The sequence below is a fragment of the Myxococcus sp. CA039A genome, from assembly GCF_013336645.1.
In the GTDB taxonomy this organism is placed as follows: Bacteria; Myxococcota; Myxococcia; order Myxococcales; family Myxococcaceae; genus Myxococcus; species Myxococcus llanfairpwllgwyngyllgogerychwyrndrobwllllantysiliogogogochensis.
In genome coordinates, this window is record NZ_JABUMQ010000104.1 from 1 (window position 1) to 13,197 (window position 13,197).

The window sequence follows — 13,197 nt, forward strand, 5'->3', positions numbered from 1 at the left end:
CCGCCTCCCCGCTCCCTCGCTCCTGTCTCCCCCCCGGATGCATCTTCCCCCCTTGCGTGGATGAACCACGGCGGGAGCGGTCGATTGCACGGCGTGCGCCCACCGGCGTGCGACCGGAAAGAGGCGACTGGCGCGACAGCGCAATTGCCCTCCTGGCGGGGACGTGGCCGTGTCAAGGCGCTCCCCTGGCGACGCGCCTTCCCAGGTGGGGCGGGCGTGCTGCCCCCGCTGGGTATTCGCGCGCATCACTCTCGGGGGGCTTGTGCGGACGCGAGCGCCAGGCCCCAGCGGCACGGCGGGCCGCCCCGCGACCCCTGGCGGCTGGATTTCGACCGCTCGGCCTGACGAGGCGGTGGGCCTCGCGGGAGCGTGCCACCTTGGGGCTGACCCTTTCGGTCATCGACAACGGAGACACGTCCATGCGAACCGCGCCCCCCAGCACCGCCTATAGGGCCGCCCTTGGCCTCGCGCTCTTCGCCTCGCTCATCCTGATCTGGTTGAGCCTCGGCGTCGGCATCATCGGAGCGGACGGCGACCGCACCAACCTGGTCTACGGAGGGGTGCTGCTCGTCGGCCTTGCTGGCGCCTTCGTCGTGCGCCTGCGCGCGGCCGGCATGGCCCGCACGCTGGTCGCGATGGCCTTCACGCAGGCGGTCATCGCCGGAGTCGCTGTGCTCGCCGGCTGGGGGATGCCATGGAGCCCTCCTGTCGAACTCCTGACGCTCAACGCCGGCTTCATCGCGATGTTCCTCGGGTCCGCCTGGCTGTTCCAGCGCGGTGCGCATGGGCGACTTGAGGCGCGGTGAGCACGTGACGACGTGTGGCGCGGCGCCAGCAAGTGGACGAACCGCTCTCGTCACCGTCCCGAGAGCACCTGGTCGAGCCGGTCCCGAAAGCTGCGGCTCAGCTTGAGGCGGCGACCATCATGCAGTTGCACCCAGTACTCGCCATGGAAGAGCGGCTGAAGCTCCCGGACCCGCTCCAGATTGACGAGCGTCGAGCGATGGATGCGCAGGAAGCGGCGCGGGTCGAGTTGCGCTTCCAGCTCACGCAGCGACTGACGCAGCAGGTGCGAACGACTGCCCACGTGCACCTGGACATAACAGTCTTCCGCCTCGACCCAGTCGATCTGCTCGACGGGAACCAGCAGCACCCTCCCCGCCTCCTTCACCGCGAGTCGCTCGAGATAGGTCGGTGATGCGACAGGACGCGCGGCGGGAACAGGCTCCTCGGCCGAGTACAGCTCACCGAGCTGGCGCGCCATGCCCTGCACCCGGAGTCCCCGAACGCGCTCCTTCGCACGGGCGAGGACACTGGCGAACCGCGCGTCGTCGAAGGGCTTGAGCAGGTAGTGGACCGCCCCGACGTCGAAGGCCTGGAGCGCATAGGTGTCGAAGGCCGTGACGAACACCACGGCCCCCGCGGCGCCCGGCCCCACGGCCCGCAACACCTCGAACCCGTCCGCACCTGGCATCTGGATGTCCAGGAAGAGCACATCCACGGGCCCCTGCCGGAGCACCTTGATTGCCTCGCGGCCCGTCGCGCACTCTCCCACCACCTCCATGCCCGCGTCGCCCGCGAGCAGCGAGCGGAGGCTCTGGCGGGCCAGGGGCTCATCATCCACCACGAGCGTGCGGAGGCGCTCGCGCTGCATGAGCGCGCTCATCGAGCCGCCTCCTGCACCAGGAAGGGGATGGCCACCTCGGCCAGCGTTCCGCCATCCGGGGTTCGACTGAGCAACAACCTGTGCCGCGCTCCGTACAGATGGCGCAGGCGCGCGCGGGTATTGGCAAGGCCCACGCCTCCGGACTCGGCGGACGGGCGGTCCTGCCTCGCACCCTCGGGAGCATCTCCCGCCCCAGAGTCCCGTACCGAGAGGCACAACATCTCCGCCTCACGGCGGATGTGGACCGACACCCTCCCCTCACCCTCTCGTGCGCACGTGCCATGGCGCACGGCGTTCTCCACGAGCGGCTGGAGCAACAACTGAGGAACGAGCGCCCCGAGCACCTCCGGGTCCACATGGAAGTCGGTGCGAAGCCGGTCCTGGAAGCGCACCTGTTCAATTCCGAGGTAGCGCTCGACCAGGTCGACCTCCTGTTGAAGGGGAACCTGCTGATTCGCATCGCTCCGCAACACCGCCCGCAGCAGGTCCGCCAGACTCGCGACCACCCGGAGCGCCCCTGCCTTGTCGTCGTTCCGCACGAGCCCGGACACGGTGTGCAGCGCATTGAAGAGGAAGTGGGGGCGCAATTGCATCTGCAAGGCCAACAACTGGGAGCGCAGGAGCTGCGATTCCAGCTCGGAGGCCCGCACCGTGCGCTCCAGATAGAGCCGGTGGAAGCGCAACGCGTGGCCCACGGCGAGCACGCCCAGGTAACAGAAGAAGCAGTAGGCCAGCGCGCCGAAGAAGTACTGCAACAGCGGGCGCTGCGGGTGCTCGACGAATCTCTCCAACACCCAGCCGACGACGAACTCGAGCCCCCACAGGACCAGGAACAGCGCCACATGCACGCCCACGCCTCGGCGCCATCGCGGACCGTCGAGCGGGTAGCGCTCGCACAAACGAAAGATGAGCGGCGTGTAGAGCGCCCACAGCCACATTCCCAGGATGTTGCTGAGAAAGAAGAAGGTGCTCGGCAAGGGCCGGCCCGTGGAGAGGGCGCCACCAACGCCCCCTGCCACCGCCACACAGCCCACGAGCGTCCACACACCACCCGTCAGCGCCATCGCACGCCAGCGGGAAACCGCGACAGCAGGGAATGACATCGTCATGGGAGCCCCGACACGCGAACTGAAGCAGGCGGCGCAACCCTAGTGCATCTGCATTCCTCCCCTGAAAGATGCCTCACACGGCGGTGAGCATCGGTCCTCGCACACGAAGGCCGTGACAGGACATGTCGCCCACGCGCGGCAGGCGTGGCCTCCGGCTCGGCCCCACGTCAGGCCGCTTCGCCTCACCTTTCCGCCAGCTCACAGCAAAGCCGAGGTGCCTGTCGCGCACGGAAGGCATCTTCCGGGGCGCACCCTCATCCGGGGCGTGCCGAGGCAGCAGTGAGCATTCAACGACTGGAGAGAGTCCCCATGAGCTACGCAGGAGTCGTGAAGGTGGTTTCGTCGATGGTCGCGGTGAGCGTCGTCGCATTCGCGCCCGCCGTCTGGGCGGAGCACTGCCACAAGGTGCATGCGGATTTGATCGAACACCCGGCCACGGAAGGGTGCCTCAACGGAGCGACCCGATGCTTCCTCGGAGAAGTGGACGGGAACCATGGCCTGCGCGGTGTCACCCACTTCAAGGCGCAGGAGGCGCGTCTCGCGCTGACCACCGCTCCGGGGTGGCTCAGCTACGCCGGCTTCTTCCACTACACGCTCGAAAAGGGGACCCTCGTCGCCCGTGAGACGGGCGTCACGAACGCCGGCTACGTGACGGCGCATCACGAAATCCTCGAGGGAACAGGGAAGTTCGCCGGCGCGACGGGCTACCTCTTCGTGAGCGGTCTCCTGCTCGACAACGGCAACAGGATTGTCACCCGCGTGACGGGGGAGATCTGCACGCCCTGAGGTCGGCGCGCGTCGGGCCCGTCTTTCGCGCCTGACGACATCCGGTGGGGAAACGAGTGGGGCCCCACGCGACTTCCGCGTGGGGCCCCAGGGAACGTGACATCCAGCCAGTCCAGCCGCTGGAGCTTTTTCCTGGTCTGGAACCTGGGACGTTTTTCACGGGCGGCATTCGGGGAATGCCCAGGCCACGCCTCGCGGTGACGGCTCGGAGCATGCGCTGGACGACCAGCCCCGTGTCGCCGCGACGTATTCCTCTTGCAGTGCACTTGCATCGAGGAACGATGAAACGACCTGGCTTGCTCGCGACCTTCTTGATGGGCTTCCTGCCTGCCGCCACGGTGGGGGCGTATTCGCTCAACACCGCGGTCAGATGGGGAGACAACCCCTACGTCATCGATGTCATCACCGGCCCATTCCAGACCCACTTCGGACTGAACAATGCCAGCATCATGACCATCGCGCGTTCTGCCCTTCAGTCCTGGCAGAACTCAGGGGTCCGGTTCAACACGAACATCGAATTCCACGACACGACGCCCAACGCGTCGGACCTCGAGATTGAAGCCAAGACGTGCTGCGACGGTGATTGCTCGGGGAACAGCTGTCTCGGACGGTCGTCCTACATCTTCCTCTCCGACAACTGCTCCATCGACATCTACATGAACACCGGCGTCGCGAGCGCGTACTCGGACAACGGGACCCAGACCTTCGACCTCCAGTCCATCTTCACGCATGAGTTCGGGCACTGCCTCGGGTTGACCCATCCCTCCACGAGTTCGCCTGAAGCCGTCATGCACCAGGGGAACTACGCCTTCGGGGCCTATCCGAAGCGCTTCCCTCGCGAGGACGACAAGCTGGGCGGACAGCACGCCCAATACATCGCGGACTATCCCGTCAGGGTCCGCGCCCGGACGGGCGGCGGCTGGACGCAGGTGGGAACGACCTCCGGAAGCGTGGGCGTGGCGACGCAGACAGACGGGTGGTCGCTCGTGACCTTCGAGAACGACTCGAACCAGGACTACACCAGCCGCATCTCGTACGTCGGTATCGACCCCAGTGGCACCGTGGGACCGACCTGCACTTCGACGGACTATGCCTTCGACGGCGTGGCCGTCTCCGAGAATCCAGGCGGGGGCTTCGCGGCGGCGTTCCGCTCGTCCAATGACACCGGAGCCATCTACGTCTACCGGGGCGTCTACGGCAGCCTGGCCGGATGTTTCTGGGGAGGAAGCCCCCAGCTCACGACGATGACGTCCCATCGGCGCCCGAGCCTCGCGTATGACGCGGCGTCAGGTCGGCTGGTGATGGCCTTCATCGAGATGGGGACGGGAAAGCTCCGGGTCTCCACGTCGACCAGCGCCGGCACCTGGACCACCCCCACCCAGATCAACGGCGAATGGACCGACACGTCGGTCGGGATTGATTGCGGCTACTGGGCGCCCGCCGGTGCCAACCGCTGCTTCCTCACCTTCCCAGCCTCGAACGGCGAGCACCAACTGCGCATCGCCGAGGGCTACATCACCGCGGCCGGCACCTTCATGTACCTGGGGACGCACGTCACGGCGGGCTGGACGCTCAACGTCGCCTCGGACGTGCAGATCGTGAATGGCAACCGCCTGGAAATCATCCACGCCTCCACCAACAACACCCGCGACGCGTACATGTACATCCGGGACTGCGCCAGCGGCACGTGCACGGACTCCAACTTCCCCATCGAGCGCAAGACGTTCGTTGGCGGCAGCATCTCCAGCGCGAAGCTGGTGACGGCGGCTCCTTGAGCCTGGACCTTCGCGAGACCCCGCAACACCAGACTCCTGGAGACACATTGTCATGAAGTCCTTCTTCAAGCAGGGAATGATGGTTGTCGTCGGTGCGGTCGTGGGCCTGGGAGCCGTGGGTGTGGGGAGGGCGCTGATACCAACCCCCGCGCTGGGTCCGGCGGGCCGGGGACATGTCCACGACGATTACGCGCGGTACACGCTGGGGCCCGAAGGCTACGTGGCCCAGTCCGACCTCATCGTCACGGGCCGCGTCACCCGACAGGTGGACACGCACCGCAAGGTCCAGGGCAGCAAGAGGCCTCGCTACTTCCAGAAGCTGGAGCTGGAGGTGGACGCGGAGCTGTATCGGAACGCGGAGCGGCTCCCGGGCTCCGCGACTCGCGTGGTCGTGGCGGTTCCAGCGGCGGGCATGGACGCGTCGGCGGGGCGCGCCCACCTGGGCACGCTGGATGGACACCGGCAGTTGTTCTTCCTGCGGCGCTCACCCGACGTCGCGGGGGCCTTCGTCCTCCTCCGGGGCGACCATGGACATGTCGACCTGGACGCAGCCTCGGTCCAGCACGAGGTGCTCCCGGGAGCGACTCCCTCCGCGCTGCTCGACACGCTCAAGCGCTTCGTCGCGTCCACCCAGCTCTCGGTTCCTCGCACGGAGCGCACCTCGCTGGACTCCGTTCCCCAGGGCGCGGTGCCGGGCCGGCTCTACGGACGCGCGGACTGGCCCGCCTCGCTGACCACGCCCGCTCCCGACGAGGCGGGCACGGTGGTGTTCGACGCGCTCCCGGAAGGCGCGGTGGCGACACGGGTCCACGTCGTGAACGTGGGTGAGCGCTGCTTCGTGAGGCTGGCCTGGGAACCCGGACCGGCCTCGGGACCCGTGGCGCTCCACATCAAGGATGGCGCCCAGCCGTCCGACTGCGCGGCCCTGCTCGACAAGACGTTCTGACGTCGCACGTCCAACGCGCCCGCGACCCGGCCTGCCCGTGGCGATGGCCGGGTCGCGGTGCTCACAGGATGATGTGTTCGATGGGCTTCCAGACGGGCTGGAGGTCCTTCGTCAGGACACCCACCTCGGGGACCACCAGCTCCTCGGCGTGCAGCAGGTAGGGGCCACCCTTGACGTTGCTCCCCACGAGCAGGAACGTGTAGCGGCCCGAGGGGAGCGCGTCGTACACGACCTCCGGGGAGGGCACTCCCGCCGGGCCGAGCACCCCCATCTCGAGCTTGATTCGTTCCACGCGACCGTAGCTGCGGATCGGCGACAACGTCCCCGGGACGAGCACCGCCTGGTGGAGGGCGACATCCTCGGGGGGAGTGCCCGTGACACGGGGCACACGCAGCCGCAGCGTGGAGTGGCCTTCGCGCTCCTGAAGTTGGAGCACTCTCCGCTCGTTGGGGGCCAGCGTCACCCGGCGCGGGACGTACCGGCCCGACTGGGTCTCCGACCAGGGGTTCCCCATGAAGTCGTACCTGGAACTGAGGGAGATGACGTACTCCCCGGGCTCCAGCCCTCCTATGGAGAAGGACCCTTCGCTGACGTCCACGATGCCGGAGCGATGGAGCTTCTGGCCCCCCAGGGCGCTCAGCCGCAGTGTCACCTTCGCGGGCTGTCCCTCGCGGTCCTTCACGGTGCCCTCCAACCGCGCGCCCTGCGAGAGCACCACCTCCAGCGTCTCCTCGCCCGAACCCACCGACTGTTGAAGCGGCAGGTAGCCGGAGTGGGAGACTTCCATGGCCAGGGGCCCCGCCTCCATCGGCCCGAACTCGAAGGCGCCCGAGGGGTCCGTCTTCGCGCTCGCCAGCTCGGGAGCCTGCGCCGACGAGGACTCATCGACCTGGGAGGACGGTGAGCGCCGGACGACCACCTGGGCGTTCTCGACGGGGGCGGAGGTCATCGCGTCCACGACGCGCCCGCGCACCCACCGCCCCGCTTCGACGACCAGCGTGCCCAGGTCCACGTCCTGGCCGCGCTCCACCCGGACCTCGCGGATGATGCGCGTGTGCCCCGGGGCCTCGAGCGTCAGCCACGTCACACCGGGTTGCTGGATGGGGAGCCGGAAGGCGCCGTCCTCGCTCTGAAAGGACTCTTCATTGACGGTGAAGCGATCAATGGGCGCGCCGTCCGAGCGCCGGAGCTTTCCGCGGATGCTCCCCAGATAGCGCAGCACCAGCCTCACGTTCGTCGAGCCCGCGGCGACCTGGTGCTCGGGGAGCGGGTCGAAGGCGTCATCCTCCCCGCGCGTCGCCACGCGCAACACGTAGCCCGGCTTCTCGACGGTCAGGTTGCTGTCGCCTCGCAGCAGGTGATGGACGGTGAACCGGCCCGCCTCGTCCGTGAGCGAGGATGCGTCCTCCAGTCGGATGCCGTGCTCCTGCTCATTCAACTGGGCATGGTTCTCCCGCTGCGAGTGGGCCTTCACCTGAGCGCCAGCCAGGGGCATGCCCGCCTCGTCCACGACGACACCGGATACCGACTTTCCGGTGTCCATCCGGAAGACCACCGTCGACTGTTCCTTGGGGCGCACCTCGACGAAGCGCGAGGCGCGATGAGGCGCCCCCGTGTTGAAGACCGCCCGAAGCGTGTAGCGACCCGGCTCCACGATGCGCATGACGAAGCGTCCTTCTTCGTCGCTCACGCACTCGGTGGTTCGGTCCTTCTTTCCCTCGGCGAACAGGGTGAGCGCCACCTCCGGGAGCGGCTCACCCCGGGCGCTCACCACGGTGCCCTCCACGTGCCCACCGGCGTGCAGCACCAGTCGAAGGTCCTGGACCGGAGCCTCCACACGCTCCAGGCGCGTGACGACGAAGTCCTCCCCGTAGGCGACGAGGATATAGGGGCCCGCTTCGGGCAGCTCGAGCACGAAGCGCCCCGCCGCGTCGGTCCGCGTTTCGAACCTCGTGGACTCGTAGTCTCCGAACCTTTGGACCTCCCCCTTGGCTTGCACCTCACCGGAAGGACGCGCCTTGTCCTTGCTCAGCCGAGGCGGCGTCATGGCCGCCACGGTGGCCTCCGCCAGGGGATGCCCGTCCACGTCGGTGACCAGTCCCTCCATGAGGACGGCTGGCGCGCGCTGGGAGTCCGGCGTCGTGCCCTCGGCAGGCACCTCCCCCGCCTGGGCCCCGGTCCGCCCGGCGTCGGGCGCCCCACCCAGCGACTGCTGGGCGGAAGCCTCGTCAACCGTGGGCGCGGCCATCGGGGTCTCAGGGGTGCCGAGGGAGAACCGCGTCACGGCGAATCCCAGCACGACGACACCCAGGGCGATTGCCACCACGGACGTGCTTTTCATGAGGCCTCCCGTCGACGTCACGCTAGCAGCATCCAACGCCCTCTCGTGCACGGGCGCGGTGTCTGCCCATCCACCCCGCCCCCAGGCACTGACCTTCAGGCCACCGCTTCCGGCGTCGACGGGGTCCGCTTCGACGAGAGGGCACTGCCCACCGACGCCAGGACGATGAAGCCGACGGCCAGGGCCTGCACCCACGAGAGCCGCTCGTCCAGGAACAGCAGCCCCGCGAGCGCCCCGAGCGCGGGCTCCAGACTCATCAGGATGCCAAAGGTCCGCGTGGGCAGCTCCTTGAGCGCCATCATCTCCAGTGAATAGGGCAGCGCGCTCGACAGCACGGCGATGCCCAGCACCGCGGGCAGCAGCGACACGTCCAGCAACGAGGTGCCCGCCTGCGCCACGCCAAAGGGAACGACGAGCAGGGCCGCGGTGAGCATGCCCAGTGACGCGGCCGTCCCGCCGTGCACGGAGGCGCCCGCCTTCTGGCCGAACACGATGTAGAGCGCCCAGCACGTGCCCGCCACCAGCGCCCAGCCGACCCCCACCCAGTCGAGCGCCTTCCCGGTCCCCGCCAGTGGCAGGATCATCACCACGCCCGCCACGGCCAACAGCGCCCAGATGAAATCGACGGCCTTCCGAGTCGACAGGAGCGCCACCGCGAGGGGCCCGGTGAACTCGATGGCGACGGCGATGCCCAGGGGGATCCGCTCCAGCGCCAGGTAGAAGGTCAGGTTCATCACCCCGAGCGAGGCGCCATACACGAGGACGGAGCGCAGCTCCGCGCGGGTGAGGCGCTTGCGCCAGGGACGCCAGATGGCCAGCAGAATCAGGCTGGCGAACACGAGCCGGAGCGCCGTCGTCCCTTGTGCGCCGACGACGGGAATCAACCGCTTGGCGAGCGAGGCCCCCACCTGGATGCAGCTCATCGCGACCAGCAACAGGAGCACGGCGCTGGTGCGGGGGCTGGTCAGCCCACGGAGTCGAGACATGCCGCGCACTGTCGCACAAGCGCACCAGGGCAGGTCATCGCTCACCTCCGGCGGAGTCGAAGCCGCCGGTGCTCCAGAATCGCGCGCCACCCGTCCGCTTGCAGCGGGTGCAGCCAGGCGCGCGCGCGATTCTGGAAAGCCGTCCGGGTTACTTCTTCTTGTCGGCCTTCTCCTTCTTCTTCTTCTGCTTCTCCTTCGTCGACAGCTTCGGCTTGTTGTCCTTCTTCGCCTTCTCTTGACCCTTGGGCACGGTATCGCTCCTTACGCCCGACCACGGCGAACCCCATCCTACCGCGCCCGGACTGTCGCGGGTGGGAATTGCCCGGCCCCGCGAGCCTCGGCGGCACAGGAGGGCACGCTCCCGTCGCGCGCCCTCCCCTGCCCGCCTGCTAGTGGTAGAGGCGGATCTCACACACCTGGGAGTAGCTGCTCACTCCAGGGAACGTGCCGGACACGTAGAGCCGCACGTGTTTCGCAATCAGCCCTCCGCCGGGACGCTGGCTGTAGTCCGCGACGACCGTCTGGTTGGGGCCATAGGACATGGACCCACTGTCACTCGTGCTCCAGGTGCTCCCGTTCAGGCCGACAGCCATCGCCCAGCCCGTGGGGTTCCACTGCCCGAAGTCGATCTCCATCCGCTTGATGAGGTACTCGCGCTCCATGTAGACGTACACCGACTGCGAGTTCCCATTGCTGCTCCACCAGCACGAACTCTTGTTCCTGTCCGCGACGGTGTAGGCCGCCATGGGATTGACGGTGGCGTTGCCAGCGCCCACTCGAATCTGATTGGAGACGGTGACGGGGCCGGAGAAGCCCTGGTAGCTCACGTCGAGCCGGTTCACGACCTTCAGCATCAGCGTCGAGCCGCCCAGTCCCGCCGTGTCGAAGGTCCAGTGCCGATCCGTGAAGGCAGCGCTCTCCTCTCCAACCTTGGTCCACGTCAGGCCGCTGTCCTGCGACAGGTAGTAGTCGACGAGCTGCGGCGCCGGGTGGGACCAGTGGACGTGGATGTCATCGCCATCCAGGGTCAGGGAGGTCCCCGAGGAGGCGGTCACATCAATCAAATCCGTGACGGTCAGCGTCGTCGTATTGGAGACCACGGTCTGCTGGTAGGCGTCCACCACGCGCCAGTGGGAGACGCGCGGCTGGATGTGGTGGTCGATGGGATAATAGATGTGATTGCTGGTGATGGTCCCAACCGTCTGCCAGGTCTGGGGAGCCTGGGGCGTCGAGCGCTGGAGGAGCAGCGTGTCACCTCCGCCGCTGACGGTGAAGTACGGGTACTGGGATGACCGGGTGACCACTGAATCCGGCAAGGAGAGGACGGGCTTGCTGACGGGGTTGGTGACCCAGATGGGCGCCATCACGACTTCGGCGTTCTCCCATTGCTGCCTGAGCGTGACGACGTAGATGGACTCGTAGGGCGTCAGCGAGAAGACCTCCTTCAGGTCGATGAGTCCGATGTCGGTGTACGGGATTTCCTTGATGGGTGCGTTGGGCTGGAAGGGGCTCCAGACCTGGAGCGTCGTCCAGTTGTTGCCGCCACCGGTGCCATCCTTGGTCGTCCCCCACACGGTGAAGTCGAGCCGCCGCTCGGTGGGGCTGAGCGCGAACTCGGAGCCCATGGGACGGCCGTTGACCATGAAGAAGCCGGAGGCAGGCGGCAGGGCCGTGCGGAACACCGAGCGGTTGCGCAGCGCGATGAGGAAGTTGTCGTAGTTGAACGGCGTGCCGGGAGGCAGGACGACACCGGCGCGGCCCTGGGCCGTGTCGTGGCCATGGGTCTTCTCGCGGGGCACCCCGGGCTCGTCGATGTAGCGGCGCACCCAGGTGCCGTTCGGGTGCTGTTCCATGAAAGCGCCCCCCAACTGCTCGCGGGTGGTGGAGTGCGCGTCGGTGTTGGAGACGGGGGCGACTCGGAAGCCGCGCCGCAGCAGCTCGAAGTACTTGGGGAGCCCGTTGTACTCGGCGAGTTCGACGGCATCTCTCACCTTCTGGCGTCGGTCCGGCGCCGTGGGGAGCGTGAAATACACGTCGTCGTTCGGATGGTTCAGCTGGATGTGGGTGCTCAGCAGCGGGTCCGCCGAGTAGTTGTCGACGATCTCGTCGTGCATGTTCCCGATGTTGGAGGAGTTGACATGCAGATTGCGGTTGAAGCTGTTGAAGTGGTGGTCATGGCTTGAGCCCGTCCCATCATCCGGGCCCACATGAGACTCCCTGCCCCTGAGGACGAGCAGCTCGGATTGCCCGTTCGCATCCAGCACGGGGCTCAGCTGGGAGATGGGGTCATCGTCGTCGTAGGACTTCCACGACGTGGTGTGGTTGCTGGTGCCGAAGAAGTCATAGCCGTGGCGGAAGGCGGACAGCAGCACCTCGCTTCGGATGATCTGGGGCGTGAAGCTGAGCGACCCGCCATCCATGGCGTCATGGCCGCGGGGGTGATTGTGCAGGTCCCCCACGAAGGTCTGCCAGCCGCCACCTCCCAGCTCCGTGGCGATGCGATTGCGGTATTTGCTCTCCCGGACCGCGGGGACCGGATACCGGTCCAAGGCGAGCACGTTCGTCACCTCATCATCAGCGAGGCCCGGGGTGGAGAACAATGCGGCGGCCAGCAGCACGCTGCCGCCGAGACGTCTGTTTCGAGACATGGGACCACTTCCTCAGGAGGGACGCAGCAAGGACGGACGAATCAAGTGAGCGTCACCCACTCTCACTACGGAGGAAGCCGCGAGGACTGGTCGTTGCGAACCGGCTGAACCACTTTGAGCGCGGCCTGGGTGGCTCAGGGAGCCGGGCCTGCATCCGGCTCGCACGTCCGCCGCGCTCGTTCTCCGAAGCCCTTGCGACCGACCTGCCCCCTGGCCGCGAGGACGCCCTCACCCCGCCGCGGGCCCGTGCCTCATCGCATCCAGCGCGCGTGGATCCGGCCGTTGACCACGTCGACGGCCATCCAGTCGTCCGCGAAGGCGGCGGAGCAGTCGCACTGCACGCCCTTCAGGTGCTCCCGAATCAACTGGAGCTTGAAGCCACGCGGCGTCTTCAGGATGGCGACAACGCGCTCCTTCGACTGACCGAGTCGCTGCTTCACGTCGAGCACCTTCCCCGTCGCCGCGTCGATGAGCGCCACGCCCACCCATTCGTACCCGGGACGGTCGTCGCGGGTGAAGAACACCAGCGCGCGGCGGTCATCCACCGCGAAGGCGGAGACGCCACCGCCGACGGACCCTTTCGCTCCAGCCAGCCGGCAGACGGACTTCCCATCCGCGACGTTCGCGATGGAGCCGTACCAGGCCTTCTCCAGCGGCAGCCCGGTCTTCCCTCCCGAGGTCTCCACGACGGCCGTCATGTCGTCCTCGGTGCACTCGCCCGAGGCGGAGTCGAAGGCCACCGAGAACACGTGCGCTCCGACCTGGCACTCCCACCGGAAGTCACAGTCGGCGACCTCCGGTTCGGCGGCCTCCACCGAGACCGCACCGCAGCACAACATCAGCGCCACCCAACCACCGCGTGTCATCGAGGCCTCCGTGCGGGCCCCGCTCGGGCCGCTCGGTGGCCAGCGTCGTAGAGCGCGGCGCGGAGGGCAATGGT

10 protein-coding genes are annotated in these 13,197 nt (G+C 67.7%); 4 read left to right on the forward strand and 6 right to left on the reverse strand.

Annotated elements, in window-relative coordinates:
* The first annotated feature begins 377 nt into the window (after positions 1-377).
* On the forward strand, positions 378-806 hold the full coding sequence (locus HR086_RS18815; RefSeq protein WP_174466302.1) for a hypothetical protein: 429 nt from the start codon (positions 378-380) through the stop codon (positions 804-806).
* A gap of 50 nt (positions 807-856) precedes the next feature.
* Here HR086_RS18815 and HR086_RS18820 read toward each other — a convergent pair whose 3' ends face one another.
* Together HR086_RS18820 and HR086_RS18825 are read right to left on the reverse strand one after the other, a co-directional pair.
* Entirely contained in the window at positions 857-1,666 is an 810-nt protein-coding gene (locus HR086_RS18820) for a LytTR family DNA-binding domain-containing protein (protein WP_254614718.1), read from the reverse strand.
* Positions 1,663-2,775 (reverse strand): sensor histidine kinase, encoded by a 1,113-nt coding sequence (locus HR086_RS18825; protein ID WP_254614717.1) that lies wholly within the window; start codon positions 2,773-2,775, stop codon positions 1,663-1,665. The genes HR086_RS18820 and HR086_RS18825 overlap by 4 nt, the downstream gene beginning before the upstream one ends.
* Before the next feature lie 309 nt (positions 2,776-3,084).
* Here HR086_RS18825 and HR086_RS18830 point away from each other — a divergent pair, with 309 nt between their 5' ends.
* The 3 genes from HR086_RS18830 (at position 3,085) to HR086_RS18840 (ending at position 6,282) form a co-directional block, all read left to right on the forward strand.
* Entirely contained in the window at positions 3,085-3,561 is a 477-nt protein-coding gene (locus HR086_RS18830) for a hypothetical protein (protein ID WP_174455776.1), read from the forward strand.
* 281 nt (positions 3,562-3,842) lie between these two features.
* A complete protein-coding gene (locus HR086_RS18835) occupies positions 3,843-5,336 on the forward strand; it encodes a matrixin family metalloprotease (protein WP_174455777.1) in 1,494 nt (497 codons plus the stop codon).
* 52 nt (positions 5,337-5,388) lie between these two features.
* On the forward strand, positions 5,389-6,282 hold the full coding sequence (locus HR086_RS18840) for a hypothetical protein (RefSeq protein ID WP_174466303.1): 894 nt from the start codon (positions 5,389-5,391) through the stop codon (positions 6,280-6,282).
* A gap of 61 nt (positions 6,283-6,343) precedes the next feature.
* On the opposite strand, the gene HR086_RS18845 is transcribed toward HR086_RS18840, so the two are convergent.
* The 4 genes from HR086_RS18845 to HR086_RS18860 form a co-directional block, all read right to left on the reverse strand.
* Complete coding sequence (locus tag HR086_RS18845) at positions 6,344-8,623, reverse strand: carboxypeptidase-like regulatory domain-containing protein (protein WP_174466304.1); 2,280 nt, start codon at positions 8,621-8,623, stop codon at positions 6,344-6,346.
* Between the two features lie 95 nt (positions 8,624-8,718).
* Positions 8,719-9,609 carry an EamA family transporter gene (locus HR086_RS18850; protein WP_174455780.1) on the reverse strand — a complete coding sequence of 297 codons (891 nt, stop codon included), beginning with the start codon at positions 9,607-9,609 and terminating at the stop codon, positions 8,719-8,721.
* A 389-nt stretch (positions 9,610-9,998) separates the two neighbouring features.
* Positions 9,999-12,257, reverse strand: coding sequence for a hypothetical protein (locus HR086_RS18855; protein WP_174466305.1), 2,259 nt, complete (start codon positions 12,255-12,257; stop codon positions 9,999-10,001).
* A 251-nt stretch (positions 12,258-12,508) separates the two neighbouring features.
* Positions 12,509-13,123, reverse strand: coding sequence for a hypothetical protein (locus HR086_RS18860; RefSeq protein ID WP_141644985.1), 615 nt, complete (start codon positions 13,121-13,123; stop codon positions 12,509-12,511).
* Positions 13,124-13,197: the final 74 nt, after the last annotated feature.

Bases quoted from the DNA above. Each gene is read 5' to 3' on its own strand.
- HR086_RS18820 (WP_254614718.1), bottom strand. From the start codon at position 1,666: ATGAGCGCGCTCATGCAGCGCGAGCGCCTCCGCACGCTCGTGGTGGAT.
- HR086_RS18825 (WP_254614717.1), bottom strand. From the start codon at position 2,775: ATGACGATGTCATTCCCTGCTGTCGCGGTTTCCCGCTGGCGTGCGATG.
- HR086_RS18830 (WP_174455776.1), top strand. From the start codon at position 3,085: ATGAGCTACGCAGGAGTCGTGAAGGTGGTTTCGTCGATGGTCGCGGTG.
- HR086_RS18835 (WP_174455777.1), top strand. From the start codon at position 3,843: ATGAAACGACCTGGCTTGCTCGCGACCTTCTTGATGGGCTTCCTGCCT.
- HR086_RS18840 (WP_174466303.1), top strand. From the start codon at position 5,389: ATGAAGTCCTTCTTCAAGCAGGGAATGATGGTTGTCGTCGGTGCGGTC.
- HR086_RS18845 (WP_174466304.1), bottom strand. From the start codon at position 8,623: ATGAAAAGCACGTCCGTGGTGGCAATCGCCCTGGGTGTCGTCGTGCTG.
- HR086_RS18850 (WP_174455780.1), bottom strand. From the start codon at position 9,609: ATGTCTCGACTCCGTGGGCTGACCAGCCCCCGCACCAGCGCCGTGCTC.
- HR086_RS18855 (WP_174466305.1), bottom strand. From the start codon at position 12,257: ATGTCTCGAAACAGACGTCTCGGCGGCAGCGTGCTGCTGGCCGCCGCA.
- HR086_RS18860 (WP_141644985.1), bottom strand. From the start codon at position 13,123: ATGACACGCGGTGGTTGGGTGGCGCTGATGTTGTGCTGCGGTGCGGTC.